Genomic DNA, 25,730 nt, shown 5'->3' on the forward strand with positions numbered 1-25,730 from the left:
GCTCCTACAGTTTGCGCTCGGCCAGTTCTTCCAACAGATCGGCCGAAGGCACGAAAAACAGGCCGCCGGTGACCGCCGTGCTGAAATCCAGCAGGCGGTCATAGTTGCCGACCGGACGGCCGACGAACATGTTTTCCAGCATCAACTCCAGAGGCTCCGGCGAACGTGCATAGCCGATAAAATAGGTGCCGAACTCACCGGCGCCAGGGCGGCCGAAAGGCATGTTGTCGCGCAGGATCTTTACTTCATCGCCGTTCTTGTCGGTGATGACTGTCAGCGCACTGTGGGAATTGCTTGGTTTGGTCTCTTCGTCCAATTCAATATCCGACAGCTTGGTCCGCCCGATCACCTTCTCCTGGGCCTCCACCGTCAGGCTGTTCCAGGCTGTCATGTTGTGCAGGTACTTCTGCACCAGCACGTAGCTGCCGCCGCGAAATTCGCTGTCCTCATCACCGACAATGGTGAACCCTTCGGCCTTGCGCCCCACCGGGTTCTCGGTGCCGTCGACAAAGCCGATGATGCTGCGCATGTCGAAATAGCGGAAACCCTGGACCTCATCCACCACCTTGACGCTGTCGCCCAGGGCCGCCATCACGTGGGTGGCCAGTTCAAAGCACAAGTCCATCTGTTCGGCGCGGATATGCAGCAGGATATCCCCCGGTGTCGACACGGCTTTGCGCCCTTCCACGCCGAATTCACGGAACGGATGCAGCGCTGCCGGGCGCGGTGCGCCGAACAGCCGGTCCCACGCGTCCGAGCCAAACCCGCAGACGCAGGTCAGATTGCCCGCCGGCACGCGCTTGCCCACCGAACGCACCAAGCCGGCGATGTCCGCGCACCAGCCACGCACCGTGTCTTCACTGCCGGGGGCAACGGTGGCAACCATGAAAATCGCGCTGCTGGTGATGGGATGGCAGACGGACTGCGGCTCAAGGGGCGGCTGAACGGAGGATGGTGTCATGGTGATAGTCCAGGCTAAGGGGCGAAATTCAACCCGCGCAGATTAGCAGATCATGCCTGGCAGCTCTCCCACACGTCGCGAATCAGCGCCTGCATCTTCAGCGCTTCGGCCCAGCGATCGCTGATTTCGCGGCCGTCCGCACCGGTAATCGCATAGGGCGGCGGACCCAGTTCGCAGGTAAAGGACAGGCTCTGTGACATGTCGGGCCGGGCCAGCCAGTCTTCGATCCCGTAGCGCCACCACTGGGTAAAACGCTGTACCCAGGCTTGGTGTTGGGGGAAGTCCAGGGAGACCTGTACCTGTTCGCTGCTGGCGACACGGCCGTGGAACCCCCAGCTGTGGCGCAAAATCGTGCGGATATGGTCGTCGTCTTCAGGCGCGCCGGGCTCGGGCAGTTCACGCCCGACCACGTAGTGGGACAGATCGGCCAGCAGCTTCAAATCCGGCATTTGCGCCAGCAGGTCGAGGGTGAACAACAGGTCGTTGGTGAGGCGATAACGGTGGGTTTCCAGCAACACCGGAAAGTCCACCTGCTCGGCCAGGCGTTGCCAGCCTTCGATCAACCGGGCGGCCTCGGATTGAGTGCGCGGGCGTACGTCGGCTTGCAGGGTGAGGTGGTGGCAGCCATAGCGGCTGATCACATCCAGCGCCGCGGCCAGGTCATCCACCGATTGCGGGAACAATTGGCCCTCGATCTGCAAGCCTCTTGAGCTAGCCGCCGCGTGCAAACGCGCGACGTCAGCAGGCTGCCAGTAATGATCGGTAATGCCGTCAAAACCGGCGGCCTGGATACGGTCGAGTTGGGCGTCAAGGGCGCCAGGTTCGGTTTGCATCGCCCACAGGGATTGGAACACCAGGAATTGGCGCATATCAGCCTCGCAGCAGGGGTTTGAGGGACAGCTCGGGGTTGGCCAGGCTGGCGGGATCAAGAGGGATCCGGGCGCTGATCAGGCGCTCGCAAAGCTTGATGTCCTTGGCCACGCTGTTGCCCGGCGCCCAACCACAGGCGCCTTGTAAACGATGATCGGCATCGAGGTAAAACAGCAACAGGCCGCCGCTCGGTAATGGGCGGTTGACCACTGTCGGTGTGATTACGCCCACGGTCTGCAAACCCCAGTCGAACTGATCGGACCAGAAACCGGGCAGCGCCTCGAACGGCACTTCGCGCCCCAGCAGATTCAGCGCCGCATGCCGGCCCTGGGATTCGGCATTGCGCCAGGTTTCCTGGCGCTGATAGAGCCCGTCGAGGCGAAACTCACACACATCACCAGCGGCATAGATGTTCGGCGCGCTGGTACGCAGGCACGCATCAACACGAATGCCCTGGCCCACCTCCAGCCCTGCTGCCGCCGCCAGTTCGATGTTGGGTTGCATGCCGATGCCGACCACGACGAGGTCGCAGGGCAAGCGTTGCCCGTCTACCAACAGCACGGCATCGGCCTGGATTGACTCCAGCGCCACATTCAAACGCACCTCCACACCGTGCTCGCGGTGCAGATCCAGCAGCGCCTGGGAGATTACCGGCGGCAGCACACGCCCCGCCAGGCGCGGCCCGGCTTCCAACACCGTCACTTCACAGCCCAGGCCACGGGCCGTCGCCGCCACTTCCAGGCCGATAAAACCACCACCCACCACCACCAATCGCGTGCCGGGGCGTAAAGCACTGCGCAAGGCCAGCGCTTCATCATGGGTTCGTAGGTAAAGCACATTGGCCTGTTCCTGGGGCAATCGCCGCGCCCGGCCGCCGGTGGCCAATAGCAGACCAGCGTAAGGCAGCCACTGGCCGTCGGCGAGTTGCAGCCGATGTGGCTGCCGCTCCAGTCGAGTCACCGGGTTACCCGCGATGTGCTCGATGCCCAGCTCGGCCAGTCGCGCGCTGTCGCACAAGCTGTATCCGGCCAGATCCGCCGTGCCTTGCAACAGGCCTTTGGACAACGGCGGGCGCTCATAGGGCAAGTGCACTTCATCACCAATCAGGATCAGGCGGCCGGTATAACCTTCTTCGCGCAGGGTCAGCGCCGCCCGGCCACCGGCATGACCGGCCCCGACGATAATCAACGGAGCGTTCATCATCATGCCGTGACAGCGAGCAACACCCGCCCCGCTTCGACCCGCACCGGGTAGGTCTTGAGGTTGACGCACACCGGCGCGCCGAGGGCCTTGCCCGTACGATAATCGAAACGCCCATTGTGCTTGGGGCACTCGATCACGTGGTCCATCACCAGGCCGTCGGCCAGGTGGATTTTCTCGTGGGTGCACAGGCCGGCGGTGGCGAAGAATTCATTCTCGGCCGAGCGGTACAGCGCGTAGGTGTGCGGGCCGTGGTCGAAGCGCAGCACGTCTTCTTCGTCTATTTCGCCCACGGCGCAGACGTCGATCCATTGATCGTTCATGGTGTTTCTCTCCAATTACCTGGCGACTTTCCCACCTTGTGGTGAGCGAGCTTGTCGAACCGTCGCACCGTCACGCTGGGCTGCGAAGCAGCCCCAAAATCGGCGGCACAGTTTTGTCTGAAAGAACGCGGTGGATTTACTGGGGCTGCTGCGCACCCCAGCGCGAGCAAGCTCGCTCACTACAGTGGGTCGGGCGCTGGATGAAGTAGGTCGGATCGCTGCGCTGCTTCCAGATCGTCGGCAGGATTTCCTTGTACGCCTCGAACAGGTTGGCGTACGGCGGCGGGCAGTCGCTGCGGATCTCTTCGTGCAGTTGCGCCAAGGCGTGGTACGGCACCATCGGGTACATGTGGTGTTCGAGGTGGTAGTTCATGTCCATGTAGATAAAGCGCAGCACGCGGTTCATGTAGATGGTGCGGCAGTTGCTGCGGTGGTCCAGCACGTCTTCCGCCAGGCCGACGTGCTGGGTAAGGCCGAAGATATAGCCGAGCCAGGCACCGTAGAGGCTCGGCAGACCAATCAGCATCAGCGGTAGCCAGCTGTGCAGGTACAACGCGGTGCCAATCACCACCGCATAAATACCGACCCAGATCCGTGCCGCGCGAAACACCTTGGGCCATTCGGATTCGGGGATGAAGTCGGCTTCTTGGGCGCTCATCTTGCCAATGACATGCCGCGCCACACCGCTGAAGGTTTTCCAGGCCAGGGGCAGGTTGAACAGGCTCAAGAACATCATCAAAAAGCTTGGCGGACGCGGCTCGACGATCTCCGGGTCGCGGCCGACCACGATGGTGTCGGTGTGGTGACGGGCATGGCTCCAGCGCCACACGTGGGGTTCGAAGATGCACATGAAGCTGGCGACCTGATACAGCCCGTCGTTCATCCAGCGGGTCTTGAACGCGGTGCCGTGGCCGGTTTCGTGCCAACGCGGATTGGATGCAGTGCCGTAGAGCACGCCATAGGCGAGGAAAAACGGCACACAGGCCCAGGTGCCCCAGAACCAGTAGCCACCAAAACCGGTGACCAACAGTGCGAGCACCCAGATGGCCGTGTCGAGCAAGGCCGGGCCGTCGCGGCGCTGCATCAGTTCTTTCATGCGTTTGCGCGAGATGGGCGACTGGTACCAACAGGCCGAGACCAGGCCCTTTTCAGCCGCGCGGGCGGCTTCGGGGCCGGTGAGGCTGTAATCGCGCCGGGCGGTGTGAGCGGTGTGTTCAGGCATTGTTATTGTTCTCCGCAAGCGGGTGGTTTCAGGTGCTGTGTGAAACCCACCTTAGAGAACCAATCTTTCACCCTCAATGCCTTGAATCCATTCCCTATCAAGCTATCATCCAGGCCCAGCGGGGCTTGATAGTTTTCTATCAAGACGCTCAAAGGGGCCTGTCATGAACAACAATAAACGCCCAACCATCGCCACCGTCGCCGCCCAGGCGGGGCTCAGCGTGGCCACCGTCGACCGCGTGTTGAACGCACGTGCGCCGGTCAATCCCGAGACCGCCGAGCAGGTGTTCCAGGCGGCCGAAGCCGTGGGGTATTTCGCGGCGCGGTTGATCGGCCAGCGCATTCGCGAACGCCGGCCGACCTATCGTTTCGGCATCCTGTTGCTGGCCACCGCCCAGGCGTTCTATGCCAGCCTGGCGCAAGCCATCAACGCCGCCGCCGAACAGCATACCGGTGCCAACCTGACGTGCCAGTTCGAGTACATCGTCGATCGCACGCCCAGCGCCATTGTCGCGCAGATCGAACAACTGGCCGTGCAATGCGACGGCCTCGCGGTGGTCAGCTTTGCCCATCCGCTGATCAACGCCTGCCTCAAGCAGATCCGCGAAGCCGGTGTGCCCGTGGTTGCCCTGCTCTCGGATATCCACGAACAGGCCGAAGAACCCTACGTCGGCCAGGACAACCATGTGGTCGGCCGCACCATGGGCTGGCTGCTCGCCCGCACCTGCGGCGCTCGCAAAGGCAGCGTGGGCATCCTGCTCGGCGGCCATCGGTTTCTCGGCCACCAGGCGCGGGTCGAAGGCCTGCACAGCTACCTGGCCGAGCACGCGCCGGGGCTCAAACCGTTGGAACCGCTGATCAACCTGGACAACTGCGACATCACCGAAGAAGCCACCCTCGACCTGATCAGCCGCCACAGCGACCTGCGCGGATTATGCGTGGTGGGCGGCGGCGGCGACGGCATCATCAGCGCCTTGGCGCAGCTGCCCAAGCGGCCGGCGTTGTGTTGCATCCTGCAGGAGTCGACCGCGCTGTCACGTCAGGCACTGGGCCAGGGGTTGATCGATGTGGTGATGGATTCGCAACCGGGGCAGACGGCGACGGCGTTGGTGCGGTTGATGGTGGAGTTGCAGAGTGCAGAGGGGTTCGATCCGGTGCGGCAGCGGGTGTATGTGCCACCGCAGATTGTGACGTCGGAAAATAGGGGCAGCTGACGCACAAATCAACCTGTAGGCGCCGGCTTGCCGGCGCCTACAGCGATTTGCGGAAATCTGCAGCACTCAAGCCGAATCGACTCATCTTGTTGTACAGCCCACCCCGCGACACGTTGAGCTGCCGCGCAGCCAGACGAATGTTACCGCCGGTGCTGTTGAGCGCGGCGACGATGGCGTGCATTTCGTGGCTGCTCAGGTCCTGGGCGGGCGGCGCTTCGTGGGCGCGCAGCGGGGTGCGTTGGCGGCTTTCCAGCGGCAGATCCACCGGTTCGATCAGTTCTCCCATCGCCAGGTTGGTCGCCCGTTCGATGCTGTTTTCCAGCTCGCGCACGTTGCCCGGCCAGCCGTAGGCCGACAGCAGCGCCATCGCCTCCGGCGAAAAGCCCTGCACCGATTTACGCAACGAGCGCGCGCAGCGGGCGAGAAAATGCTGCGCCAGCAGCGCAATGTCTTCACGGCGCATGCGCAGCGGTGGCACGGTCAGGTTCAGCACGTTGAGGCGGTAGTAGAGGTCTTCACGAAACGCGCCTTCCGCGACCGCCTGGCTGAGGTTGCGGTGGGTGGCGGCGATGATGCGCACGTTCACTTGCCGCGAGTTTTTCGCGCCCACGCGGGTGATTTCACCCTCCTGCAACACCCGCAGCAGGCTGACCTGGGCATCGAAGGACATGTCACCAATCTCATCGAGAAAGATGGTACCGCCATCCGCCAGTTCGAACTTGCCCGCCGAGCCGCCACGGCTGGCGCCGGTGAACGCGCCTTCGACGTGGCCGAACAGCTCGCTTTGCACCAGGTCTCGTGGAATCGCGCCGCAGTTGACCGCCACAAACGGGCCGTTGCAGCGCTCGCTGCCATTGTGGATGGCCTGGGCGAACAGCTCCTTGCCGGTGCCGCTTTCGCCAAGGATCAGGGTGGTGGAATCGCTGCGGCTGGCGATGCGTCCAAGGTGCAGCGCGTCCTGGATCGCTCGCGAGCTGCCCTGGATGGTGTCGAAGGTGTAGCTGGCCTGGGTGCCGATGATGCGTCGGGTGATTTCGCGAATGCGGCGGTTTTCGCGCAGTGACACGATCACACCGCCCTGCTCCAGCGGGCACACCGAGACCAGGCAGGCGAGTTGGCTGCGGTTGTGCAGGAGGAAGGTGCAGTCGAGGTCGCGTACGGGTGCGCCAAGGGCGTCACTCAGTTCGCTACGGCCCAGTTGCTGGAACGGCTGCCCGATCAGCTCCAGCCCGACGCCAAACAGCTGCCGGGCATAGCGGTTGAGCGCCTTGATACAGCCGCGTTCGTCCAGCACCACCAGGCCTTCGTTGAGCACTTCGAGGACAGTCTGCTGTTCTTCCAACAGCCCTTGCAGGGCCATCTGCCGCGATACCGCGTCGGCTGCGGCCTGCACCGTGCCGAGGGTATGGAAGTGAAACCAGCCGGGCTCGGCGGTCAGCGTCAGCATGGCCACGGTCTGGCCCTGGGCATTCTTGATCGGCGCGGCGGCGCAATGCATACGGCGCTGACGCAGGCCGATGCCGAAGTTCTCCTCAGCCAGCACGTACACCAGGTGATCCTCGGCCAGCGCCAGGCCGGTGCAGTTGGTGCCTTGCACCGATTCCAGCAGGCGACTGCCCACCGGAGTGATGTCCAGCCCACAGAAATACAGGGTGGTACCGTCGGCATCGGTGAGGTTGATATGGCCGCGCGGGTTGTAGGCCAGCAAGCCATGCATGACCTGCGCAGCCGCCTCGATCAGCACGCGGTGGGTGGCCTGGGTGGCGGCCAGCGTGTGGGCGCCAACGAAGCGGTACGTATTGTCGGCCGGGTCGATACCGGCCTGGACGCTGCGCCGCCAAGAATCCCAGATCACTTGGCGCACGTGCGTCGGGCGGTCGACCTGGCCGGCCAGGCAGTCGCGCCAAGCCTGTTCCAGTGCGACAACCGGGCCATCATTCAGCGCGGCAGGCCCCAGGGCCGTGAGGTAGTCGAGGTCTTGCACGCTGAACGCCATGCTCATTGGGCGGTATCCATGTTCATGTTTTTGACATGTCAGTATAGGCATGTCATCAAAATGAACACTTTTTGTTTATAGATAATTATTAATCGTTATTTATCAACACGTTAAAAAATGGCACAAGCCTTGCTCTCACCCCTTTGCCATCAGGAGCGTCCTGCGGCCAATAACAACAAGGGGTTATTTCATGAGTACACAGAACATCCGCCTGGGCTTGATCGGTGCCGGCCGCATGGGCAGCTTCCACGGCCTGACCGCCGCGCGGCATATCCCCGGTGCCAGCCTGGCAGCGATTGCCGACCCGACGCCAGGCCAGGCCGCCCGCCTCGCCGCTGAACTGGGCGTGAGCAAGGTCTACACCGACCCGCAGCAGTTGCTCGACGACCCGGACATCGACGGCGTGCTGATCGCCGCCCCCGCCCGCAGCCACGCAGAGCTGGTGATCAGCGCCGCCCGCGCCGGCAAGGGCATCTTCTGCGAAAAACCCATGGCCATCACCCTCGAGGAAGCCGACCGCGCTATCGCTGCTGCGGCCGATGCGCGAGTGCCGCTGCAAGTCGGGTTCAACCGGCGCTTCGCCAAGAGCTTTCGCACCGCGCACCTCGATGTCGCCGCCTGCCGCATCGGCACCCCGCAGTTGCTGCGCTCGCTGACCCGCGACCCGGCACTGAACAACCCGGCCAAGTCGCCGCAATGGGTGATCTTCCTGGAAACCCTGATCCACGACTTCGACACCCTGCGCTACCTCAACCCTGGCGCGGAGGCGGTGCAGGTCTACGTGATGGCCGACGCATTGATCGCGCCCGAATACAAAAGCAAAGGCTTCCTCGACACCGCCGTGGTCGCGATCCGCTTCGACAACGGCGCCATCGCCACCGCCGAGGCCAACTTCCAGGCTGTGTATGGCTACGACGTGCGCGGCGAAGTGTTCGGCAGCGCCGGCATGCTCAGCATGGGCAGCCTCAACGATTCCGACCTGGTGCGCTACCTGGCCCAGGGCATCCAGGCCGACACCCAGCGCCTGGACACCGACCTGTTGCGCGACGCCTATATCGCCGAGCTCAACCACTTCGTCGACTGCCTGCGCAGCGGCGCCAAGCCCCTGGCCAGCGGCGAAGACGCGCGTGCGGCATTGGCGATTGCCCGCGCCTGCATCGAGTCATTCGAAACCGGCAAGGCGGTGGCCGTATGAGCCCCTTCAAGCTGGCTGTCAGCGCGGAGATGGTGTTTCTCGACCTGCCCTTTGTCGAGCGCGTACAGCGCATTCATGCGCTGGGCTTCAGTGCCGAAATCTGGAACTGGACAGACAAGGACATCGCCGCCCTGGTCGCTACCGGCGCCGACTTCACCTCCATGACCGGCTACATCAGCGGTACCCTCACCGACCCCGGCGGTATCCGCCAACTGCTCGACAGCGCCCGCGAATCCTTAGGGGTCGCCGAACGACTGAATTGCCCCAGCCTCAACCTGCACGGCACCGGCCTGGGTGACGGCGGCCTGCCCGTACAACCGGTGAGCCAGACCACCGGAGGCATGTGGCTGAGCGCATGCAAGACCCTGGAAAAAATCGCCCGCTTGGGGGAAGACGCCGGTCGTGTGTTCCTGCTGGAAAACCTCAACACGGCAGTTGACCACCCTGGCACCCCCTTCGCCCGCGCCGACGATACCCTGGCGCTGATCGAGGCCGTGGGCAGCCCGTACCTGAAGATGAATTTGGACCTGTACCACGCGCAGATCGGCGAAGGAAATTTGATCGAACTGATCCAGCGCGCCGGCAGCGCCATCGGTGAAATCCAAGTGGCCGATGTACCAGGTCGCAAGGAGCCTGGCACCGGTGAAATCCACTACCCGGCCATTGCCAAAGCCTTGCACGCCATAGGCTACAGCGGCGTGGTCGGCCTGGAAGGCTGGGCCAGCGGCGACAGCGAGCTGGCCCTGGCGCGTTTCCGCCAGGCGTTCACCCTATAACAATAAAAGGATCACCCTTATGAATCGCTATTCGTTGTTTGCTGCCACCTTGTTGCTGCTGTTCAGCCAATGGACCTTCGCGGCTTATCGCATCGGCGTGAGCATTGCCCGGGTCGACGACAACTTCATGACCTACGTGCGCACCGGCCTGGAAGCGGCCGCCAAGCAGCAGGATGTGCAGATCCAGTTCGAAGACGCCCAGGGCGACGTGGTGCGCCAGCTTAATCAGGTCGAAGGCTTCCTCAACCAGAAGGTCGACGCGGTGATCGTACTGCCGGTGGACACCGCCGCCACCGCCAACATGACCCGTGCTGCCGTGGCGGCCAAGACGCCGCTGGTGTACGTCAACCGTCACCCGGACGAACGCACTCTGCCCAAGGGCGTGGTCACCGTGGCCTCCAACGACATCGAGGCCGGGCAGTTGCAGATGCGCTACCTGGCGGAAAAACTCGGCGGCAAGGGCAGTGTGGCGATCATCATGGGCGACCTTGCGCAGAACGCCACCCATGACCGCACCGAGGGCGCCAAACAGGTGCTCAAGGAGTTTCCCGGTATCAAGGTGGTCGAGCAGCAAAGCGCCGAATGGCAACGCAGCAAGGGCATGGACCTGACCAGCAACTGGCTGCTGGCAGGCACGCAGTTCGATGCCATCGTAGCCAACAACGATGAAATGGCGATTGGCGCGGCCATGGCTTTGCAGCAGGCGGGAAAAACCAAGGGTGAAGTGGCGATTGTGGGTATCGATGGCTTGCCCGATGGGCTGGCAGCGATCAAGCGGGGGTTGCTGACGGCGTCCGTGTTCCAGGACCCGAAGGCCCAGGCTACCCAGGCCGTGCAGGCGGCGGTGCGAATGATCAAGGGCGAGGCGATTGAGTCGGAAGTGTGGGTGCCGTTTGAACTGATCAAGCCGGAGCAGGTGGCAGTGTTTGAGCAGCGCTACAAGTAGAGTGAAATACACAAATCCAAATGTGGGAGCGGGCTTGCTCGCGATTGCGGTGGATCAGCCAATGAATCTGTTGACTGACACTCCGCATTCGCGAGCAAGCCCGCTCCCACCTTTCTTACCGCGTCAGGCCTTTAGTCCAGGTCGCTGGCGTCATGCCGCTCGGCCAATTGCTCATGGGGCTCACCGGACACCCGATTCACCCGCCGGCCGCGCTGCACCGCCGGCCGCGCTTCGATCGCGTCTGCCCAGCGCAATACGTGCTTGTACTCATGCACCGACAGGAACTCCGCCGCGCCATACAAGCGACCTTTGACCAGCCCGCCATACCACGGCCAGATGGCGATATCGGCGATGGTGTATTCATCTCCCGCGATGTATTCGCTCACTGCCAGGCGCTGGTCGAGTACGTCCAGCTGACGCTTGGTTTCCATGGCGAAGCGGTTGATCGGGTACTCCATCTTGCTCGGCGCATAGGCATAAAAATGCCCGAACCCACCGCCCAGATACGGCGCGCTGCCCATCTGCCAGAACAACCACGACAGGCATTCGGCGCGGGCGGCGGGTTCGGTGGGGAAGAACGCACCGAACTTCTCGGCCAGGTACTGCAGGATCGCCCCCGACTCGAATACGCGAATCGGTGTGGCGCCGCTGCGATCCAACAGCGCCGGAATCTTGGAGTTCGGATTCACCCCCACAAAGCCGCTGCCGAACTGGTCGCCGTCGCCGATCTTGATCAGCCAGGCGTCATATTCCGCACCGCTGTGACCCAGCGCCAGCAACTCCTCCAGCAGGATCGTGACTTTCTGGCCATTAGGCGTGGCCAGGGAATACAGCTGCAGCGGGTGCTTGCCTACCGGCAGTTCCTTGTCATGGGTCGCACCGGCAATCGGGCGGTTGATGCTGGCGAAGGTGCCGCCATTTTCGGCGTCCCAGGTCCACACTTTCGGGGGTACGTAATCGGTCATGCTGACGGCTCCAGAGGCGTTTGCGATCGGCGAAGCGCTCCAGACTAAACCAAAGGTTGATGACTCGTCACACAGTGAATGCCACCACCTTGCGGTCCGGGTAGAGCCGGGCCAGCAGGTCCAGTGCCTTGCAGTCCGCTACCGGGTCGCCAAACTCCGGGGCGATCACCGCACCGTTTATCACGAAGTAATTGATGTAGCCCGCCGCAAAATCCGGATTGCCCTTGCTGAGTTCGGCCTCGACCTCGGCCTTGCTCCAGTCCGGGTGACGGTTGCGATTGATCTAGCTGCTTTCGGTCATGATACCGGTGCCCAGGCCGTCAACCTCAATCCCGCCGCCCTCGCCCACCCGTTCACTGCGAATAGGCCGGGCGCCGGTTTCCTCGGCGATCTGGGCCGCCAGCAGCGCATCCTCGTCGTGCTGCTTGTTGGGGATTGGTTTGGTCAGCCAGTTGCTGCCCCACCTGGACACCTAGCTCACAGGTGCAGCGCCACGCCCATGCCTGCCTCGGTGCGTGGCACCTGTACCCGCAGCGCAATCAACAAGGCAGCCAACAGCATCAGTACACCCGCGCCCAGAAACACCCCGCTGATGCCACTGAGACTGAACATCGCGCCTCCTCCGGCCGCGCCCGCTGCAATGGCGGACTGCACCGAAGCCACGACCATGCCACCGGCACTCTCAGCCTGGTCCGGCACGGCGCGGGCCACCCAGTTCGACCACGCCACGGGCACCCCGCCAAAGGCCATGCCCCACAGCGCCAGCAGCAACGCCTGGCCTGGGAGAGAGACTGGCAGCAACACCAGCGCCAGCGCCGCGACGCCCACTAATACCGGCATCAGTACCAACGTGCCACGTGGATAACGCACCAGCATCCAACCGGCCAGCAGCGTGCCGACGAAGTTGGCTGCGCCGAACCCCAGCAGCATCAACGCCAACCCTTCTGTCCCCACCCCCGTGGTGCTTTCCAGGAAGGGTCGGATGTAGGTGAACAGCGCAAAGTGCCCGGTGTGAACCAGCACGCAGCCAAACATGCCGATGGCGATGCCTGGACGCAGCAGCACATCCAGTACCGTGCGCAAGCGTGCAGTCCCCGAGGGCGCCAGGCGGGGCAGCGTGAACAGTTGGAACGCCAGCGTCACTGCACCGACGGCGGCGGCGGCAACGAACGCACTGCGCCAGCCATACAGACCACCGAGGTAGCTGCCCAGCGGCACAGCAACCACCGTGCCCACCGCAATACCACTGAAGATGATCGACAGCGCGCGGGGCAGCAGCGCCGCTGGCACCAGGCGCATCGCCACGGCGGCGGCCATGCTCCAGAAACCGCCCAGGGCAATGCCCAGCAGGATACGCATCAGCAGTAATACCGCCAGGCTTGAAGAGAACGCCACCAACAGGTTTGACGCAATCATCAGCAGGGAGAAACCCAGTAGCACCACGCGTCGGTCGATCCCACGCGTGAGGCCGGGCACCAGCAGCCCGGCAAACAACGCCACCACTGCCGTCACCGTCACGGCTTGGCCGGCCAGCGCCTCGGACACTCCCAGGTCCATCGCCATTGGCGTCAACAAGCTTGCCGGCAGGTATTCCGCCGTCAACAAGCCGAATACCCCCATGGCCAGGGAAAACACCGCCATCCAGGCGGGCGCATCGGGCTCAACTTGGGCAGAGTGAGCGGCTTGGGCTACACAATCATTCATCACACGACATCCTCGGGAAATTAGCGCGACGGCCAGTCTAGGTTCGCCCATCCGGATGATCTATGATGCAGACCCTTGAGTTTTTGACCAAAACCCCGAACATGACAACAGTCGCCCCTTTCAATCAGTCCTCCGGCCTTATCGACGAACTGCTGCGCGGCATGCGCCTGAGCGGGGTGCAGTACCGACGCATCCAGGCCGGACCGAGCTTCGGCATGGGCTTTGAGGCCAAACCCGGACACGCCTACTTCCACTTCCTGGCCGCAGGGACGGCCACCCTGCGAACCGACGACGGCGGCCTGTTTGAGTTGTCGGCGGGCAATGCGGTGTTCATCTCCCACGGCGGCGCCCATGCGCTGTCCTCCGATGCGGACAGGCCTGTGCAGGACATCGATGGCTTTGGCGCGACCGCGTTGGGCGATACCGTCTGCGCCGTGGATGCGTCCCCCGATACGCCCCCCTGCACCTTGCTGTTCAGCGCCTGCATGGCGTTCGAACTCGGCAGTCTCCAGGGGCTCGGCAGTCTGATGCCGGCCTTGATGCTGATCGATGCCCAGGGCCAGCGGTACCCCGGCCTGATGCCGATCCTGGCGGTGATGGAGCGTGAAGTGTCTGCTGCCCGCATCGGCTACTCCGGCATCCTCGCGCGCCTGGCCGATGTGGTCGCCGCCATGATCGTGCGGGGCTGGGTGGAATGTGCCTGCGGTAATGCATCAGGATTGGTGGCGGCGCTGCGCGACACGCGACTGGCCGGTGCCCTGCTCGTCCTGCATCAGGACCCGGGTCGCGATTGGAGCGTGGCCGAATTGGCGGCGCATTGTCATGCTTCCCGTTCGGTGTTCGCCGAGCGCTTCCAGGCCACCCTGGGCATCCCGCCCCTGCGCTACGTGACGGAGTTGCGCATGCGCCTGGCCAGCCAGTGGCTGACCCTGGAGCGATTGCCTATCGAAGAAGTGGCGCTGCGCCTGGGCTATACCTCCCAGGCAGCGTTCAGCCGTGCGTTCAAGCGTATTACCGGCCATCCGCCGGGGGCCAGCCGCCAGCGCAGCCGGAGCCCGGCATGAACGAGCGCCTCGAAGATATCCTGGCCGACGCCGGCGTTCAGGTGGTTTTTTCGAGGACCCAATAATCGGCGGTGTCGACGTTGATATAGTTACCGCGCTCGATACGCATGACCACACGCACCTTGCCGTCCTCGGCCAAACGCTCGACGTACTCGACAAAAGGTTCATGGTCCAGGTAACTCTGGCGCGTACTGACAATCAGGTAGCCAGGACTGCGCGCGACACGCAGCAGTTCGTCCAGTGCGGTGACGGCCACGTGTCCGTCGATGAACACGCCGCAACAGACCACCAGGTCATAGCGATCATCGGCGATGGCAGGGTTGCGCACGTTCAAGTCGACATCAGCCGTGAGCTGACTGTATGCGTTGGTCTTGCGTGCCTGCTCGACCATGCCGGCGGACAGGTCGACGCCATCGATCTCGCCGTAGCCGATCCCGGCCAGTTGCTCTCCTACCAACCCGGTACCACACCCGGCATCGAGAATCCGCGCACTGTGTGGCCGGCCCGATTTGACCAATGCGTGGGCCACCACATCCAGCAATTTTGCACAAACCCAGTGACCGACATACTTCTCACCAAAAGCGGTGTCTACGTAGCCTTGCGCCCATTCATCGTAGAAGGCCCGCAGCACCTCCTTTTCACCATTGAGCCGGTGGGATGCGGTCACCAATGCACTTTCCTCTGCCGTGTGTTTCATTGTCGATCCTCGATTGATGTCACGTGGGGAAATAAGCCTCAGCCCGCCAGCCGTTGGCTGCGCGCAATACCGGCGCGGAAACAGTCGGACAACGTCAAGCCTTCGCCTACGGCGTCCAGCAATGCTTCCGTCACGCCACCTGGCGTGGTGGCGCTGTGCAGGTAGTCGCGCCGGGCACGGTCATCCAGCCCCCGGGGCCTTACGGCGTTGGCCCACGCAATCACCTTGCCCCAGGGCGGCAGGTTGCACGCTGTGGCGCCCCTGGCAATGGCTTCCTGGGACACCTTGACGGCCAGGCTCTCGCAGTAGGTCAAAACAATCGGCAGGCAGGGGCCATAGACGGTAAAGGCGTCGAATTCAGCTTCCGATGGCAGGTTGATCAGTTCGATTCCCAGCCGGCGCAGCAACCCATCAACCAGGGCCGAATCGGCGCCATAACGCGCGCCGATGGCACAGGCGCCAGCAATCGTATCCGGTGCGCTGACCATGACACGGACGATCTGGGGAGGCGGCTGGAACAGGGACTTGATGCGCTCAACCGGCAAACCAGCGATAAACGAGACCAGCACAGTGCCGCTCTTGAGCTGCAGCCCGCTCAACGCCCGGTAGTCCTGAGGCCTTACGGTCAGCAGGATCAACTGCGACTCATCGACGACTCGCCGGTTGTCGGCATATCGGTCTTCCAGCCCGGCCTTCTTGAGCCTGCCCCGCGCAGCGCTGGAATGCCGATTGCTGAGCAACAGGTTGGCCCTGGGTAAGCCGGCGGCAATCAGCCCTTGGGCCAGGGCGACCCCCAAGTGGCCCGAGCCGACAATGCCGATGCGGGTGGACAACACTGTCTTGCAGTCATTCATATCCATAGCGACTTGACCCTTGACCGTTGGAAACAGCGGCATCACGCCTCGGATGCCAGGCGCGAAGTCGCTCCTGCGCGGCGCACGCTCAGGACCTCCAGCACGCTCACACCCAGGATGCCAATCAGGACCAGCAGGGCTCCGCACACGAACCACAGGTCCAACGCATCGTTGAGGACCACCACCCCCAGTGCCACGCCTGCCACCGGCGTCAACAGCTGCAGCACGGACAGGCGTGACGCAAGGTATTTGGTCAGCAGCCAATACCAGCCCAGGAAGGTCCCCAGGACCAGAACCAGGGTCTGGAAGGTCAGGTTCGCGACCACCGCACCGTCGATTTCAAAGGTGGAGTGGCCCATGAAAAAGGTCAGCGGAAAGATCAACAGCGTCGCGATACTCACCTGGTAAAACAGGGTTTTCTCCGGTCGCGCACTGGCGAGCGTCGACGTACGCACTGCAATGGTGGTGGCCCCCCAGGCGGCTCCGGACAGCAGCCCGAGCCCATCCCCCAGCAGCGTGTTGCCTTGGGCACCGTCGCCCCGCCCCATGAAGGTAATGACGATGCCAAGGAACGCCAGCACCACAAAACACCATTGGCTGCCACTGAGACGTTCCTCCTCGCGCAGGAAATGCAAGCCGAAACTCGCAAACAAGGGGCCGGTGTACAGAAACACGGTGATATGGCTGGCACTGCTGTAGCGCAAGCCTTCAGCGATGAAGATCGATTCCAGGGCTACCAGGATTCCGACCACGATACCCGCGCCGACGGTGTTATCGCTGAACAGCCCGGCACCCTGGCGATACCACAGGTAACCCCCCAGGATCAGCGCGGAAATGGCATATCGAATTGTCAATTGCATCAGCGGATCGAGCTGCGGCGCGGCCAGTTTGATCAATACCTGCTGCCCTCCCCATAACAGGCACAGGACCATCATCGTGGACACGGAAAAGACATCGAGGGATTTGCGTGTGTCGAGCATCGTCATAGACCTTGAGCCACGGCATTGAAAAACATAGGTTCAAGGCTATGCGCATCACCTCTGGCAAGTAATCGATTTTTTGCTAAGGTGCTTGCATGAAACTCAACCTGGAAAAACCTCACCGCCTCCCTTCCCTCAGCGCCTTGCGTGCGTTCGAAGCCGCCTCACGCTGCCGCACGCTCACCGAAGCCGCCCAAGAGTTGTGCGTGACCGTGGGCGCAGTGAGCCGGCAGATCCGCCAATTGGAGGATGACCTGGGGCTGAGCCTCTTTCATCGCACCGCTAACGGCGTAACCCTCAATGAGTCGGGGCAGCGCCTGGCCCGTGACGTGTCCAAGGCCTTCTCGCTGCTGCTCAAGGCCACTCAGGACATGCGCCCGCAGACCGGTGCCAGCATCGTGTTGACTTGCACGGTATCCATCACCAGTCACTGGTTGAGCAAGCGGTTGCCTGCCATCACCGCGTATGCTGGCGGTAACCTTGCATTGACGATCGACCCGAGTTCCGAAGTGCGCAACCTCGACCATGGCGATGCCGATCTGGCGATTCGCTACTGCCCGCGCGAACTTGTGTTGAGCCATTCGGCGTTGCTGCTGCAGGACCGCTACTTCCCCGTTTGCAGCCCTGCCTACCTGAACAGCCTTGGGCCTGTCGACGAACCGCTGGACCTGGTGGGTGCGCGGCTGGTCCAGTCACCCTGGTACCACGACGATCGCTTGGGCAATGCCACTTGGGACGACTGGTTCACGGCGATTGCCAAGTGCGATACGCAGACGACGGCAGCGCTTTCCTTCAGCGGTGTGGGCTATGCCATGCATGAAGTGGCGCAGAACGGCGGGGTAATGATCGGCAGTTCTGCGCTGCTGCAAGACGAATTGGCCGACGGGCGCCTGGTAGCCGTGTTCGGCGACCGCCATCAACTCACCTCCCCTTACGAATACAGGCTGGTCTGGACGCAATCGGCACACCAGTCGCATGATCAGCAGTACCTGATCAATGGCCTGCTGCGCGCCGCCGGACAACCTTCGGCCTTTGCGCCGGGTAGGGTCTACGCCCCGGGGTAGGCCCCACCGTCCATATTGATGACCGCCCCCGACAAATAGGACGCTCTTGGACTGGCCAGGAACAACGCCAGATCGGCCACTTCCCCCGCGCGGGCAAACCTGCCCATCGGGATCGATGCCTGCTGTCGCGCCAGGGTCTGCTCAAGGCTTTCGCCGCTGCGTTGAGCCATGCGCTCCAGGGTCGCCTGGGTACGGGGCGTCAGGGTAAACCCAGGGTTGATCACGTTGATACGGATGCCTTGGCAGCCATAAGCCTGCGCCAACCCCTGTGACGTGAGGATCAACGCTGCATTGGCTGCACCGCCGGCGACATGCTCGGGCATTGCCACCCGGCCACCAATGCCGACGATATTGACCACCGCCCGCAGCGACGGCTGCGCCTGGCCAAGAAAATGGGCAAGCACCGCATGCTGGGTGTTGATGTAAGGGCAGAACTTGGCGCTGAACGCCTCCAGGTAATGGGCCGGAGTAAGTTGACTCACCGGGTGTCTCGCAGCGGCACCGGCACTGTTGACCAGCACGTTGATGGCGCCATGGCGCGCGCTGATTGCGTCAATGACCGCTTGAGCCTGATCGGCGTCTGACAGGTCGCCGGCAAAAGGATGCACGTGCAGGCCCGCTTCCTCGCACACGCGTTGCGCCTGCTCAAGCCGCTGATGTGACCTCGAAACAATTGCCACCCGCGCGCCTTCGGCGGCGAAAGCCTGGGCGCAGGCCAGGCCAATGCCTGAGCTACCGCCCGCGACCACTACCAGGCGTTGTTGCAAAAACAGATCCATTCGGGCGGGGCCTCCTTCAGGCGTTTTTTCTCAGTTGGTCAAGATAACGCTCCACTTCCCCGGACAGCCAATGGGAGAATTCGCGCTGCTTGTCTTCCGAACTTTCCCTGGGTGGCCACACCAGCCAATACGGATAGGCATAGGGCGCACTCACATCGCACAACTGGACCAGCTCTCCGCGCTCGATAGCGTCATGCACCAGACTGCGCCGCTCCAGCGTGATGCCCTGCCCCAGGCGAACCGCCTCCAAGACCAGATTGGAGTCGTTGCTGCACAACCCCTTGCGTTCGTTGCCCATTTCAACGCCCGCCGCCTCGCACCAGGGCAACCATGATTCAGTGTTGTAGATGATCTCGCTGTCGATGACCTCTTGCGGTGTTTGCGGCAGGCGCCCGCTATTGAAGTGGGGGGCGGCGACGACGACGACTTCATCGTGGAACAACAGCTTTTGCTCGACCCCTTCCCAATCCCCCTTGCCCATACGGATACCGATATCCACCGATTCCTGATGCAAGTTGGAGATGGTCAAGCTGGCTTGCAGACGAATGCTGATATGAGGGTAAAGCTGCTGAAAACGTGGTAGGCGCGGTAACAGCCAGGACCGGCCAAACGACGGCAATACCGCCACCACCAACTCCCCCATCTTGGGCTGTGCCTGGATCAATCGCGTGGCTTCGGCGATATCGCCCAAGGCTTTTCGGATCTGCAACGCGTACAGCCGCCCATCCTCGCTGACACGCAAGCCCCGCCCTTCACGCACGAACAGGGTCAAGCCGACAATCTCTTCCAGCACCTTGATCTGCTGGCTGATGGCTGAATGGGTAACGTGCAATTCCTTGGCTGCCAGGGTGACGCTCCCCAACCTGGAAGTGGCTTCAAAACTGCGCAGGCAGGTCAACGGGGGGAATGCACTCATGTAAGCTAAACTAACCTATTGTGGTAAAAATTATCGATACTTTGAGGGCTACACTCAGGATAAAGTAACCTCAAATTAACAATCCTGCCAGCTGCAGGCGTCTTTTCGTTCCACCGTCACCTCGCGAACCGCGGAGCGTCTTCGATGAAAACCACGATCATGGAACAGAGCGTCTCGACCGCCCGTATCACTCAGGCTCCGCAGGTATTGCTGGCGAAAATGGCGTTGGGCCGACATTCCCTGAAATGGCTGGTGACCAAGGATCAACTACTCTCTTTCTGGTTGGAACAGCAAGCCTATGTCGTCGCGCTGAAAGGGCGTCATTGGATGACGTCCCAAGGTACCGATGTCTGCCTGGAACCCGGGGATTTCACCTGTCTTGCGCCGGGCCTGATTCTGCTGGAGGGCGACGGGGAAATCGCGCTGTTCCTGGCCGCCGACGAGGCCTGTCCTCGCGTGCGCGGGTTGCTCCTGGATCTCTACAAATACCTCAAGCATCCCCACTGCACTTTGAAAATTACCCTGACGTAAATGGAGGCTTCATGAAACTGGTTGGCATGCTGGACTCGCCCTACGTGCGCCGCGTCGCAATCTCCCTGGACCTGTATGGCGTCGACTTTGAGCATCAGCCGCTCTCGGTATTCAGCACCTACGAGCAATTTGCCCAAATCAATCCGGTCGTCAAGGCGCCCTCCCTGGTGCTGGACGATTCAACCGTGTTGATGGACTCAAGCCTGATCCTCGAATACTTCGAAGCGCTGGCGCCGGCCAACAGGAAGCTTTTGCCCGATCGCGCCAGCGAGCGCGCCCAGGACCTGCAATTGATCGGGCTCGCACTGGCCGCCTGTGAAAAAACCGTGCAGATTGTGTACGAGCATAATCTGCGCCCCGCCGAAAAGCTCCACGAGCCCTGGCTCGACCGGGTAACCGGCCAATTACTGGCAGCCTACTCGACCCTGGAAAAACGCCTGGCCCACGCGTCCGACGAAAAGCTGACTCAAGGCGCCATTACCGCTGCGGTGGCGTGGTCGTTCAGCCAGTTCACGGTCGCCTCAGTGGTCAAAGCCGAGTCCTTCCCGTACCTGCAGCGTCACGCCAAGCGCTTGGAGGAACTCCCGGCCTTCACGCAATACCCCATCCAATAAACTGGCTCAAACGCCACGCGAGCCGGTCCCCACCGGCTCCTCGTCCTGCGCCCACATGAACGCCCCCTATGTACACCGTATTTTTTTCACCTACCGCCAACGGTTATAAAATCCTGCTGATGCTTGAGGCCCTGGCGGTCAATTACGACATCTGCCACATCAACCTCGCCCGCGATGAGCAGCACCTTCCCGCGTATCTGCAGCTGAACCCGCACGCGAAGATTCCGATGCTGCTCGACCACGATACCCAGCAAGTGGTGGTGGAGTCGGCGGCGGTGCTGCTCTACCTGGCGGACAAGCACGCCCGTTTTCGCGGGACGTCGCACGAGCAGCGCTGGCAGGTGGTGCAATGGCTGATCTGGCAAGTCAGCAGCCTGGGACCGATGGCCGGCCAGAATTATCACTTCCACCATCAGGCTTCCCAAACCGAGGCATACTCGGCCAACCGTTATCTGAACCAGACCCGCACGCTGTTCCAGGTATTCGAGCAAGCCATCGCCGGGCGCGCGTTTATCTGCGGCGAATTTTCCATCGCCGACATGGCGATTTATCCCTGGCTGCGGCTGCACAAGGTGCTGCACATCAGCCTGGAGGCGCTACCTCACACCGTGCAGTACCTGCAGCACATGGCCCAACGGGACGATGTTCGACGCGCCTATGATGCAGGCGCGCCGTATCATGAGCGCACGCACGGCGACGTCGACAAGCTTACGGCCATTGCCGATCGCCGCGCGACGGGCTAGACCGCCGTGGCGTACTTGCCTGCATGAAAGATCAGCGGGTTGCCTTCATTGAGTGTGAAGCTGATGACTTCGCCGATGAAAATCCAATGATCGCCACCGTCGAACTCATTGCGCTTGATGCATTCGAACTGAGCAATCGCGCCATCGATCAACGGCAGCTGGTTTTCGCTGATTGCGTAGGGCACCTGGCTGAACTTGTCAGCGGTCGGCGTGGCAAAACGGTCGCTCAGCAGTTGTTGCTCATGGGCCAGTACATTGATCGCGAAGCCATCCGCCGCCTGGAATGCACGAGCGGTGTAAGATTCCTTGCGCAGGCTCCACAAGACCAGGGCCGGCTCCAATGACACTGAATTGAAGCTGCTGACCGTCAGCCCGGCAGGCGCGCCTCGATCATCCAGGGTTGTGACAACGGTGACCCCCGTGGCGTACTTGCCGTAGGCGTTACGCAACGCGCGCGTGTCCATCTGTTTTTCAAGCGTCTGCATTTCCCTGTCCACCTTTTCAGAGTTGGCCAACCACGGTGTGGTTGTCGATTGTCGTCAAGCATGCCGCCAGTATCTCCAGACCTTCGAGCAACACGGGCCGGGGAATGGTCAGTGGCATGAGAAATCGGATGACATTGCCGTATTGCCCGCACGCCAGCAGGAGCAAGCCGCGCTCGCGCGCGCATTGGATCAGTTGCCGGGCCAGGCGCGCAGAAGGTACACGGTGCGCCGCATCGTCAAACAGCTCCAGGGCAACCATCGCCCCCAGGCCGCGGATACGGCAATGGATACCAAGGGCGCCGGTGATTTCCTTGAGGTTGTCGCGCAGATCCTCGCCCAGTTCGCGGGCGACGTTGAGCAACCCTTGCTCATCGAATACCCGCAGGACGGCCAATGCAGCCGAGCAGGCCAGCGGGTTCCCGGCGTAGGTGCCACCGAGGCCGCCGGGCAGGGGCGCATCCATGATTTCAGCCTTGCCGGTCACGCCGGATAACGGCAGCCCGCCGGCAATCGACTTGCCGAACACAATCAAGTCGGCATGGACGCCCATTTGCTCCATCGCGAAAAAACTGCCGGTACGCCCCGCGCCACACTGTATTTCATCCGCGACCAGCACAATGCCATGCTGGTCGCACAAGGCGCGTAGCGCCACCATGAACGCCACAGGGGCTGCGACAAATCCCCCTTCACCCTGAACCGGCTCAATAACGATGGCAGCGATATCTTCCGGTGCGGCGTCGCTGCTGAAGATCCGGTAAATGCTGTTCATCGCCTCGACTACCGAAACGCCGGCGTCCGCATCCGGGAACATCGCCCGATAGACACCACCGGGCATCAGTCCCATGCCCTGGGCATAGGGGTTGACCTTGGCGGTCATCGCCAGGGTCATCAGCGTTCGGCCGTGATAGGCGCCGGTGAACACAATCACACCCGTACGGCGTGTGTGTACGCGGGCGATTTTCAATGCGCTTTCTACCGCCTCAGAACCTGTGGTCAGCAGCAGCGTCTTCTTGGCAAAATCGCCCGGCACCCTCGCGTTGATCGCTTCACACACCGCGATATAGCTCTCATAGGGCACCGCCGCAAAACACGTATGGGAAAACTGCTGCAATTGCGCCTGCACCGCGTCAACCACCTGCGGGTGCAGGTGACCGGTGTTGAGCGCTGCAATCCCGCCGCAGAAATCCACGTAGCGCCGCCCTTCGACATCCCATAGCAGCGCATTGTCGGCACGCTCCACGTACACGGCATGGGCCTGGTTGACGCCCCGGGCGACTGCCTGGGTGCGTCGCTGCGCCAATGCCTGGGTTGTATCTTGCATACCCTTGCCCTCTCGTAGATGACAGTCAAAGCGGCTCCAGCCTTCACCGGAGCCGCATGCAGTGGGGGAACTCAGCGGGCCCGATAGGCTTGCAGCGCTGCATCTGCCTCGGCAGCCTGCTGCAGGCGGTCGCCGTAACGGTAGCTGTCGAGGAAGTCGAACTTGACCGGTGCATTGCCGCGATCAAATCGTGCCTTGAGCCCGCCCGGTGCATCATTGGCCCACTTGAGCAACGAATCCGCAAACTCCTGGCTCGCGCGGGAGATGAAGCGGTTGGAGAAGTCGGCGAAATCGATCGGCAAATGCTCGCGCTGCTCTTCGAACAAGCGCTGCAATACCTCGATGGTCTGCGCCTCGCTCTGCTGGCCGGCACGGTAGGCTTCCATGGCGGTGCAGGCGGCCTCAAACAGCGCTTCGTAATACGGGCTCTCGATCGACAGGTGCCCAGCATAGGTTGCCGTCTCGAACGCCTGTTCCAACGCCTCGTTATCGCCGGTCTTGAGGTAGTCGGAGAGAATCTTGCGAAACCGCAGCACGCCAATGTAACTGCCACTGATCCACACCCTGAACCACGCATTCCAGAGTGGGAAGCTGTCGAACGCGGTAAAGGAGTTGGCCACCAGGCGGTCGTTCACTTTCACCACTTCCAGGCTGTAATCCTGATATGAGAGAAAGTCCTCCTTGCGCCAGACGTCAGTCTGGACCGCCTTGAGGATCTTCGGTGCCACCCGCGCAATCGACTCGAAGGTATTGACCAGGCCACGAGAAAACAAGGGGTCGACAAAACCCACTGCATGCCCGAGCAAGCAGTAACGGTCCCCCACGCTTTCGCGGCTGGTGTAGTTGAGTCGGGGGGCTACGGTCCATTCGCGCACCCTGGCCGCGCCCTCGAAATGCCGGGCAACGGAGGGGTGATCGTCAAGAAACTGCTTGAACTCCACCTCTGGATCACCAGCAGGACCATGCTCGTCGATATCCAACTGCAGCCCGATGCTGCATAGCGGGTTGGTAGAGTGAGGATGATTGTTGAACGGGATGATCCACAGCCATCCGCCCTTGAACATATGGTGCAACGTGCTTTGCGCCAGGGGTGTAGGCGAACCGGAAGCCTGGGTCGACGCGATGACCTCTTCGTAGAGCTTTACCCCGGTCATATGCGTGAAGATCGACCGGGTACGCGCCTGCATTTCCCGGGCGCCCTGGCGTAGCTGGTACTTGTCGGCGATGGGCGAACGGTAACCCGCCGCGTCCACCACGTAGCGTGCACTGAGCTGTTCGCGGCCCAGGTTCAGGATCATGCCGTCGGCGGTTTCTTCAATATCCTGAATCCGCGCTTGTTGCTTGATGGTCGCGCCGAGCCTGGCGGCCAGGGCCAGGTAATAGGCGTCCACATCCTGCCGGAACAGATGGGCCTCGGGGGCGATAACCGGAGTGGACACCACATCCAGCGGGTTATGTTCCTGGTGTTTGCCGTTCCAGGCAAAACTGAACGCCAACTTGATCCCGGCCGATGAGGAACCCACATGCTTGATCAGCGAATTGAGTTCGCCGGGGTAGGCCAACTCCGGTATGGCGTAACGGTTGGCCAGGATTTTCAACAGCACAGCGCTCTCGGGCACCATCGATTCGCCCACTGCAAAACGCGGATGGGTGCCGGCGTCGATGATGACCACGCTCACACCTTCCTTGGCCAGGATAGCGCCCAACATGGTTCCGGCAATGCCACTGCCAATGATGGCTACGTCGTAAGTGTTTTCCATGACAACCTCGATCGGTGGTTATTGATTCAGTGAAAGTGCGCACTTGCGCGCTGTAGGAGTTCGGTGCTGACCTGAAGTACCTCGACGCTGTCCGTCTGGGCCTCGACCAGAAACAGATAGTCGGCCTGGCCCGTGGCTAGCCAATAGTCGGCCAAGCCTCGGGCAATGGCTTGGACGTCACGTCCAGGCATGGTCAGGACCAGCGTCGGTCCCTGGAAGCCATAGCGTGTGCAACAGATGGAGGTCGCCGCTCCGGCATTGGCGTTGATAAAGTCCGAGGGCGAAACACGGTCCTTGCTGGCCAGACCTTCGACGATCTTGTCGGTGGTGGTCTTGGGATAAGCGTTGCCGTAATAAATGAACCCCACCTGAGCACGCACCGGGTCGAGGCGTTCGCGGTATTTGAGGTACAGCTCGCTGACGCTGGACAGCACGCTGTAGACCGACGGGTCAGCGCTTTTGAGGCCTTTGCGCAAGCCTTCATCTAGGTCGTTGTAAGTGAAGTTGCTGGCATGAGCACGATCCAGGATTTTCATGAGACCCTCCTTGAA

General features: G+C 62.1%; 26 protein-coding genes and 1 pseudogene. 9 read left to right on the plus strand and 18 right to left on the minus strand.

Going from position 1 to position 25,730, the window contains the following annotated elements; all coding sequences use genetic code 11:
- Positions 1-4 precede the first annotated feature (4 nt).
- The 5 genes from ACP7C6_RS25325 to ACP7C6_RS25345 form a co-directional block, all read right to left on the minus strand.
- Positions 5-961 carry a Dyp-type peroxidase gene (locus ACP7C6_RS25325; protein WP_028619744.1) on the minus strand — a complete coding sequence of 319 codons (957 nt, stop codon included), beginning with the start codon at positions 959-961 and terminating at the stop codon, positions 5-7.
- Between the two features lie 50 nt (positions 962-1,011).
- On the minus strand, positions 1,012-1,830 hold the full coding sequence (locus tag ACP7C6_RS25330; RefSeq protein WP_028619743.1) for a sugar phosphate isomerase/epimerase family protein: 819 nt from the start codon (positions 1,828-1,830) through the stop codon (positions 1,012-1,014).
- A 1-nt stretch (position 1,831) separates the two neighbouring features.
- A complete protein-coding gene (locus ACP7C6_RS25335; protein ID WP_426109379.1) occupies positions 1,832-3,031 on the minus strand; it encodes an NAD(P)/FAD-dependent oxidoreductase in 1,200 nt (399 codons plus the stop codon).
- 2 nt (positions 3,032-3,033) lie between these two features.
- Positions 3,034-3,354: a MocE family 2Fe-2S type ferredoxin gene (locus ACP7C6_RS25340; protein ID WP_028619741.1), complete on the minus strand. Its 321-nt coding sequence runs from the start codon at positions 3,352-3,354 to the stop codon at positions 3,034-3,036.
- A 136-nt stretch (positions 3,355-3,490) separates the two neighbouring features.
- The gene (locus ACP7C6_RS25345; RefSeq protein WP_426109380.1) at positions 3,491-4,576 is read right to left on the minus strand and encodes a fatty acid desaturase family protein; all 1,086 of its coding nucleotides are present in this window, start codon (positions 4,574-4,576) and stop codon (positions 3,491-3,493) included.
- Between the two features lie 163 nt (positions 4,577-4,739).
- On the opposite strand from ACP7C6_RS25345, the gene ACP7C6_RS25350 reads away from it, so the two are divergent.
- Entirely contained in the window at positions 4,740-5,789 is a 1,050-nt protein-coding gene (locus ACP7C6_RS25350; protein WP_426109381.1) for a LacI family DNA-binding transcriptional regulator, read from the plus strand.
- Between the two features lie 37 nt (positions 5,790-5,826).
- On the opposite strand, the gene ACP7C6_RS25355 is transcribed toward ACP7C6_RS25350, so the two are convergent.
- Positions 5,827-7,791 carry a sigma-54 interaction domain-containing protein gene (locus ACP7C6_RS25355; protein WP_028619738.1) on the minus strand — a complete coding sequence of 655 codons (1,965 nt, stop codon included), beginning with the start codon at positions 7,789-7,791 and terminating at the stop codon, positions 5,827-5,829.
- 184 nt (positions 7,792-7,975) lie between these two features.
- Here ACP7C6_RS25355 and ACP7C6_RS25360 point away from each other — a divergent pair, with 184 nt between their 5' ends.
- From ACP7C6_RS25360 to ACP7C6_RS25370, 3 genes are read left to right on the plus strand one after another with little or no spacing between them, the layout of a single operon-like run.
- The gene (locus ACP7C6_RS25360) at positions 7,976-8,980 is read left to right on the plus strand and encodes a Gfo/Idh/MocA family oxidoreductase (RefSeq protein ID WP_426109382.1); all 1,005 of its coding nucleotides are present in this window, start codon (positions 7,976-7,978) and stop codon (positions 8,978-8,980) included.
- On the plus strand, positions 8,977-9,756 hold the full coding sequence (locus ACP7C6_RS25365) for a TIM barrel protein (protein ID WP_068933906.1): 780 nt from the start codon (positions 8,977-8,979) through the stop codon (positions 9,754-9,756). Before ACP7C6_RS25360 ends, ACP7C6_RS25365 begins: the two co-directional genes overlap by 4 nt.
- A gap of 19 nt (positions 9,757-9,775) precedes the next feature.
- A complete protein-coding gene (locus tag ACP7C6_RS25370; protein WP_236318331.1) occupies positions 9,776-10,702 on the plus strand; it encodes a sugar ABC transporter substrate-binding protein in 927 nt (308 codons plus the stop codon).
- Between the two features lie 131 nt (positions 10,703-10,833).
- Here ACP7C6_RS25370 and yghU read toward each other — a convergent pair whose 3' ends face one another.
- From yghU to ACP7C6_RS25385, 3 genes and pseudogenes are all read right to left on the minus strand, one after another.
- Entirely contained in the window at positions 10,834-11,667 is an 834-nt protein-coding gene (gene yghU, locus ACP7C6_RS25375) for a glutathione-dependent disulfide-bond oxidoreductase (RefSeq protein ID WP_068933910.1), read from the minus strand.
- A 44-nt stretch (positions 11,668-11,711) separates the two neighbouring features.
- Positions 11,712-12,094 (minus strand): annotated as a pseudogene (locus ACP7C6_RS25380) (agmatine deiminase family protein); the annotation flags it as partial.
- A gap of 50 nt (positions 12,095-12,144) precedes the next feature.
- Entirely contained in the window at positions 12,145-13,371 is a 1,227-nt protein-coding gene (locus ACP7C6_RS25385; RefSeq protein ID WP_323990144.1) for an MFS transporter, read from the minus strand.
- 65 nt (positions 13,372-13,436) lie between these two features.
- Between ACP7C6_RS25385 and ACP7C6_RS25390 the strand changes: the two genes are divergently transcribed.
- Complete coding sequence (locus tag ACP7C6_RS25390; RefSeq protein WP_236318357.1) at positions 13,437-14,435, plus strand: AraC family transcriptional regulator; 999 nt, start codon at positions 13,437-13,439, stop codon at positions 14,433-14,435.
- 37 nt (positions 14,436-14,472) lie between these two features.
- On the opposite strand, the gene ACP7C6_RS25395 is transcribed toward ACP7C6_RS25390, so the two are convergent.
- From ACP7C6_RS25395 to ACP7C6_RS25405, 3 genes are read right to left on the minus strand one after another with little or no spacing between them, the layout of a single operon-like run.
- On the minus strand, positions 14,473-15,132 hold the full coding sequence (locus ACP7C6_RS25395) for a class I SAM-dependent DNA methyltransferase (RefSeq protein WP_311895618.1): 660 nt from the start codon (positions 15,130-15,132) through the stop codon (positions 14,473-14,475).
- A gap of 38 nt (positions 15,133-15,170) precedes the next feature.
- Positions 15,171-15,992: a pyrroline-5-carboxylate reductase family protein gene (locus tag ACP7C6_RS25400; protein WP_161634138.1), complete on the minus strand. Its 822-nt coding sequence runs from the start codon at positions 15,990-15,992 to the stop codon at positions 15,171-15,173.
- Positions 15,993-16,027: 35 nt separating this feature from the next.
- Positions 16,028-16,966: a DMT family transporter gene (locus ACP7C6_RS25405; protein WP_122724504.1), complete on the minus strand. Its 939-nt coding sequence runs from the start codon at positions 16,964-16,966 to the stop codon at positions 16,028-16,030.
- Between the two features lie 95 nt (positions 16,967-17,061).
- Here ACP7C6_RS25405 and ACP7C6_RS25410 point away from each other — a divergent pair, with 95 nt between their 5' ends.
- The gene (locus tag ACP7C6_RS25410; RefSeq protein ID WP_028619727.1) at positions 17,062-18,030 is read left to right on the plus strand and encodes a LysR family transcriptional regulator; all 969 of its coding nucleotides are present in this window, start codon (positions 17,062-17,064) and stop codon (positions 18,028-18,030) included.
- Here the strand turns inward: ACP7C6_RS25410 and ACP7C6_RS25415 are convergent.
- Both ACP7C6_RS25415 and ACP7C6_RS25420 read right to left on the minus strand, forming a co-directional pair.
- Complete coding sequence (locus tag ACP7C6_RS25415) at positions 18,015-18,809, minus strand: SDR family oxidoreductase (RefSeq protein ID WP_071489123.1); 795 nt, start codon at positions 18,807-18,809, stop codon at positions 18,015-18,017. The two genes, ACP7C6_RS25410 and ACP7C6_RS25415, sit on opposite strands and share 16 nt — an antisense overlap.
- A 16-nt stretch (positions 18,810-18,825) precedes the next feature.
- A complete protein-coding gene (locus ACP7C6_RS25420; protein ID WP_028619725.1) occupies positions 18,826-19,725 on the minus strand; it encodes a LysR substrate-binding domain-containing protein in 900 nt (299 codons plus the stop codon).
- Between the two features lie 144 nt (positions 19,726-19,869).
- On the opposite strand from ACP7C6_RS25420, the gene ACP7C6_RS25425 reads away from it, so the two are divergent.
- From ACP7C6_RS25425 to ACP7C6_RS25435, 3 genes are all read left to right on the plus strand, one after another.
- Positions 19,870-20,256 (plus strand): hypothetical protein, encoded by a 387-nt coding sequence (locus ACP7C6_RS25425; RefSeq protein WP_426109383.1) that lies wholly within the window; start codon positions 19,870-19,872, stop codon positions 20,254-20,256.
- 11 nt (positions 20,257-20,267) lie between these two features.
- A complete protein-coding gene (locus ACP7C6_RS25430; RefSeq protein WP_308908686.1) occupies positions 20,268-20,870 on the plus strand; it encodes a glutathione S-transferase in 603 nt (200 codons plus the stop codon).
- A gap of 68 nt (positions 20,871-20,938) precedes the next feature.
- Positions 20,939-21,613, plus strand: a complete 675-nt coding sequence (locus tag ACP7C6_RS25435) for a glutathione S-transferase family protein (RefSeq protein WP_426109384.1) — start codon at positions 20,939-20,941, stop codon at positions 21,611-21,613.
- Here ACP7C6_RS25435 and ACP7C6_RS25440 read toward each other — a convergent pair.
- The 4 genes from ACP7C6_RS25440 to ACP7C6_RS25455 all read right to left on the minus strand — a co-directional run bounded on the left by ACP7C6_RS25440 (position 21,610) and on the right by ACP7C6_RS25455 (position 25,715).
- Positions 21,610-22,098 carry a flavin reductase family protein gene (locus ACP7C6_RS25440; RefSeq protein WP_028619721.1) on the minus strand — a complete coding sequence of 163 codons (489 nt, stop codon included), beginning with the start codon at positions 22,096-22,098 and terminating at the stop codon, positions 21,610-21,612. The genes ACP7C6_RS25435 and ACP7C6_RS25440 overlap by 4 nt on opposite strands.
- Positions 22,099-22,114: 16 nt before the next feature.
- Positions 22,115-23,419: a 4-aminobutyrate--2-oxoglutarate transaminase gene (gene gabT, locus ACP7C6_RS25445; protein WP_068933922.1), complete on the minus strand. Its 1,305-nt coding sequence runs from the start codon at positions 23,417-23,419 to the stop codon at positions 22,115-22,117.
- A 71-nt stretch (positions 23,420-23,490) separates the two neighbouring features.
- Positions 23,491-25,179 (minus strand): NAD(P)/FAD-dependent oxidoreductase, encoded by a 1,689-nt coding sequence (locus tag ACP7C6_RS25450; RefSeq protein WP_426109385.1) that lies wholly within the window; start codon positions 25,177-25,179, stop codon positions 23,491-23,493.
- Between the two features lie 26 nt (positions 25,180-25,205).
- On the minus strand, positions 25,206-25,715 hold the full coding sequence (locus tag ACP7C6_RS25455) for a hypothetical protein (RefSeq protein WP_050587944.1): 510 nt from the start codon (positions 25,713-25,715) through the stop codon (positions 25,206-25,208).
- Positions 25,716-25,730 lie beyond the last annotated feature (15 nt).

This window comes from Pseudomonas sp. TWR1-1-4, from assembly GCF_049897165.1.
Lineage (GTDB): Bacteria > Pseudomonadota > Gammaproteobacteria > Pseudomonadales > Pseudomonadaceae > Aquipseudomonas > Aquipseudomonas canadensis.

Excerpts from the sequence above, each read along its gene's own strand:
- ACP7C6_RS25325 (WP_028619744.1), bottom strand. The coding sequence starts at position 961 with ATGACACCATCCTCCGTTCAGCCGCCCCTTGAGCCGCAGTCCGTCTGC.
- ACP7C6_RS25330 (WP_028619743.1), bottom strand. The coding sequence starts at position 1,830 with ATGCGCCAATTCCTGGTGTTCCAATCCCTGTGGGCGATGCAAACCGAA.
- ACP7C6_RS25335 (WP_426109379.1), bottom strand. The coding sequence starts at position 3,031 with ATGAACGCTCCGTTGATTATCGTCGGGGCCGGTCATGCCGGTGGCCGG.
- ACP7C6_RS25340 (WP_028619741.1), bottom strand. The coding sequence starts at position 3,354 with ATGAACGATCAATGGATCGACGTCTGCGCCGTGGGCGAAATAGACGAA.
- ACP7C6_RS25345 (WP_426109380.1), bottom strand. The coding sequence starts at position 4,576 with ATGCCTGAACACACCGCTCACACCGCCCGGCGCGATTACAGCCTCACC.
- ACP7C6_RS25350 (WP_426109381.1), top strand. The coding sequence starts at position 4,740 with ATGAACAACAATAAACGCCCAACCATCGCCACCGTCGCCGCCCAGGCG.
- ACP7C6_RS25355 (WP_028619738.1), bottom strand. The coding sequence starts at position 7,791 with ATGAGCATGGCGTTCAGCGTGCAAGACCTCGACTACCTCACGGCCCTG.
- ACP7C6_RS25360 (WP_426109382.1), top strand. The coding sequence starts at position 7,976 with ATGAGTACACAGAACATCCGCCTGGGCTTGATCGGTGCCGGCCGCATG.
- ACP7C6_RS25365 (WP_068933906.1), top strand. The coding sequence starts at position 8,977 with ATGAGCCCCTTCAAGCTGGCTGTCAGCGCGGAGATGGTGTTTCTCGAC.
- ACP7C6_RS25370 (WP_236318331.1), top strand. The coding sequence starts at position 9,776 with ATGAATCGCTATTCGTTGTTTGCTGCCACCTTGTTGCTGCTGTTCAGC.
- yghU (WP_068933910.1), bottom strand. The coding sequence starts at position 11,667 with ATGACCGATTACGTACCCCCGAAAGTGTGGACCTGGGACGCCGAAAAT.
- ACP7C6_RS25385 (WP_323990144.1), bottom strand. The coding sequence starts at position 13,371 with ATGAATGATTGTGTAGCCCAAGCCGCTCACTCTGCCCAAGTTGAGCCC.
- ACP7C6_RS25390 (WP_236318357.1), top strand. The coding sequence starts at position 13,437 with ATGCAGACCCTTGAGTTTTTGACCAAAACCCCGAACATGACAACAGTC.
- ACP7C6_RS25395 (WP_311895618.1), bottom strand. The coding sequence starts at position 15,132 with ATGAAACACACGGCAGAGGAAAGTGCATTGGTGACCGCATCCCACCGG.
- ACP7C6_RS25400 (WP_161634138.1), bottom strand. The coding sequence starts at position 15,992 with ATGGATATGAATGACTGCAAGACAGTGTTGTCCACCCGCATCGGCATT.
- ACP7C6_RS25405 (WP_122724504.1), bottom strand. The coding sequence starts at position 16,966 with ATGCTCGACACACGCAAATCCCTCGATGTCTTTTCCGTGTCCACGATG.
- ACP7C6_RS25410 (WP_028619727.1), top strand. The coding sequence starts at position 17,062 with ATGAAACTCAACCTGGAAAAACCTCACCGCCTCCCTTCCCTCAGCGCC.
- ACP7C6_RS25415 (WP_071489123.1), bottom strand. The coding sequence starts at position 18,809 with ATGGATCTGTTTTTGCAACAACGCCTGGTAGTGGTCGCGGGCGGTAGC.
- ACP7C6_RS25420 (WP_028619725.1), bottom strand. The coding sequence starts at position 19,725 with ATGAGTGCATTCCCCCCGTTGACCTGCCTGCGCAGTTTTGAAGCCACT.
- ACP7C6_RS25425 (WP_426109383.1), top strand. The coding sequence starts at position 19,870 with ATGAAAACCACGATCATGGAACAGAGCGTCTCGACCGCCCGTATCACT.
- ACP7C6_RS25430 (WP_308908686.1), top strand. The coding sequence starts at position 20,268 with ATGAAACTGGTTGGCATGCTGGACTCGCCCTACGTGCGCCGCGTCGCA.
- ACP7C6_RS25435 (WP_426109384.1), top strand. The coding sequence starts at position 20,939 with ATGTACACCGTATTTTTTTCACCTACCGCCAACGGTTATAAAATCCTG.
- ACP7C6_RS25440 (WP_028619721.1), bottom strand. The coding sequence starts at position 22,098 with ATGCAGACGCTTGAAAAACAGATGGACACGCGCGCGTTGCGTAACGCC.
- gabT (WP_068933922.1), bottom strand. The coding sequence starts at position 23,419 with ATGCAAGATACAACCCAGGCATTGGCGCAGCGACGCACCCAGGCAGTC.
- ACP7C6_RS25450 (WP_426109385.1), bottom strand. The coding sequence starts at position 25,179 with ATGGAAAACACTTACGACGTAGCCATCATTGGCAGTGGCATTGCCGGA.
- ACP7C6_RS25455 (WP_050587944.1), bottom strand. The coding sequence starts at position 25,715 with ATGAAAATCCTGGATCGTGCTCATGCCAGCAACTTCACTTACAACGAC.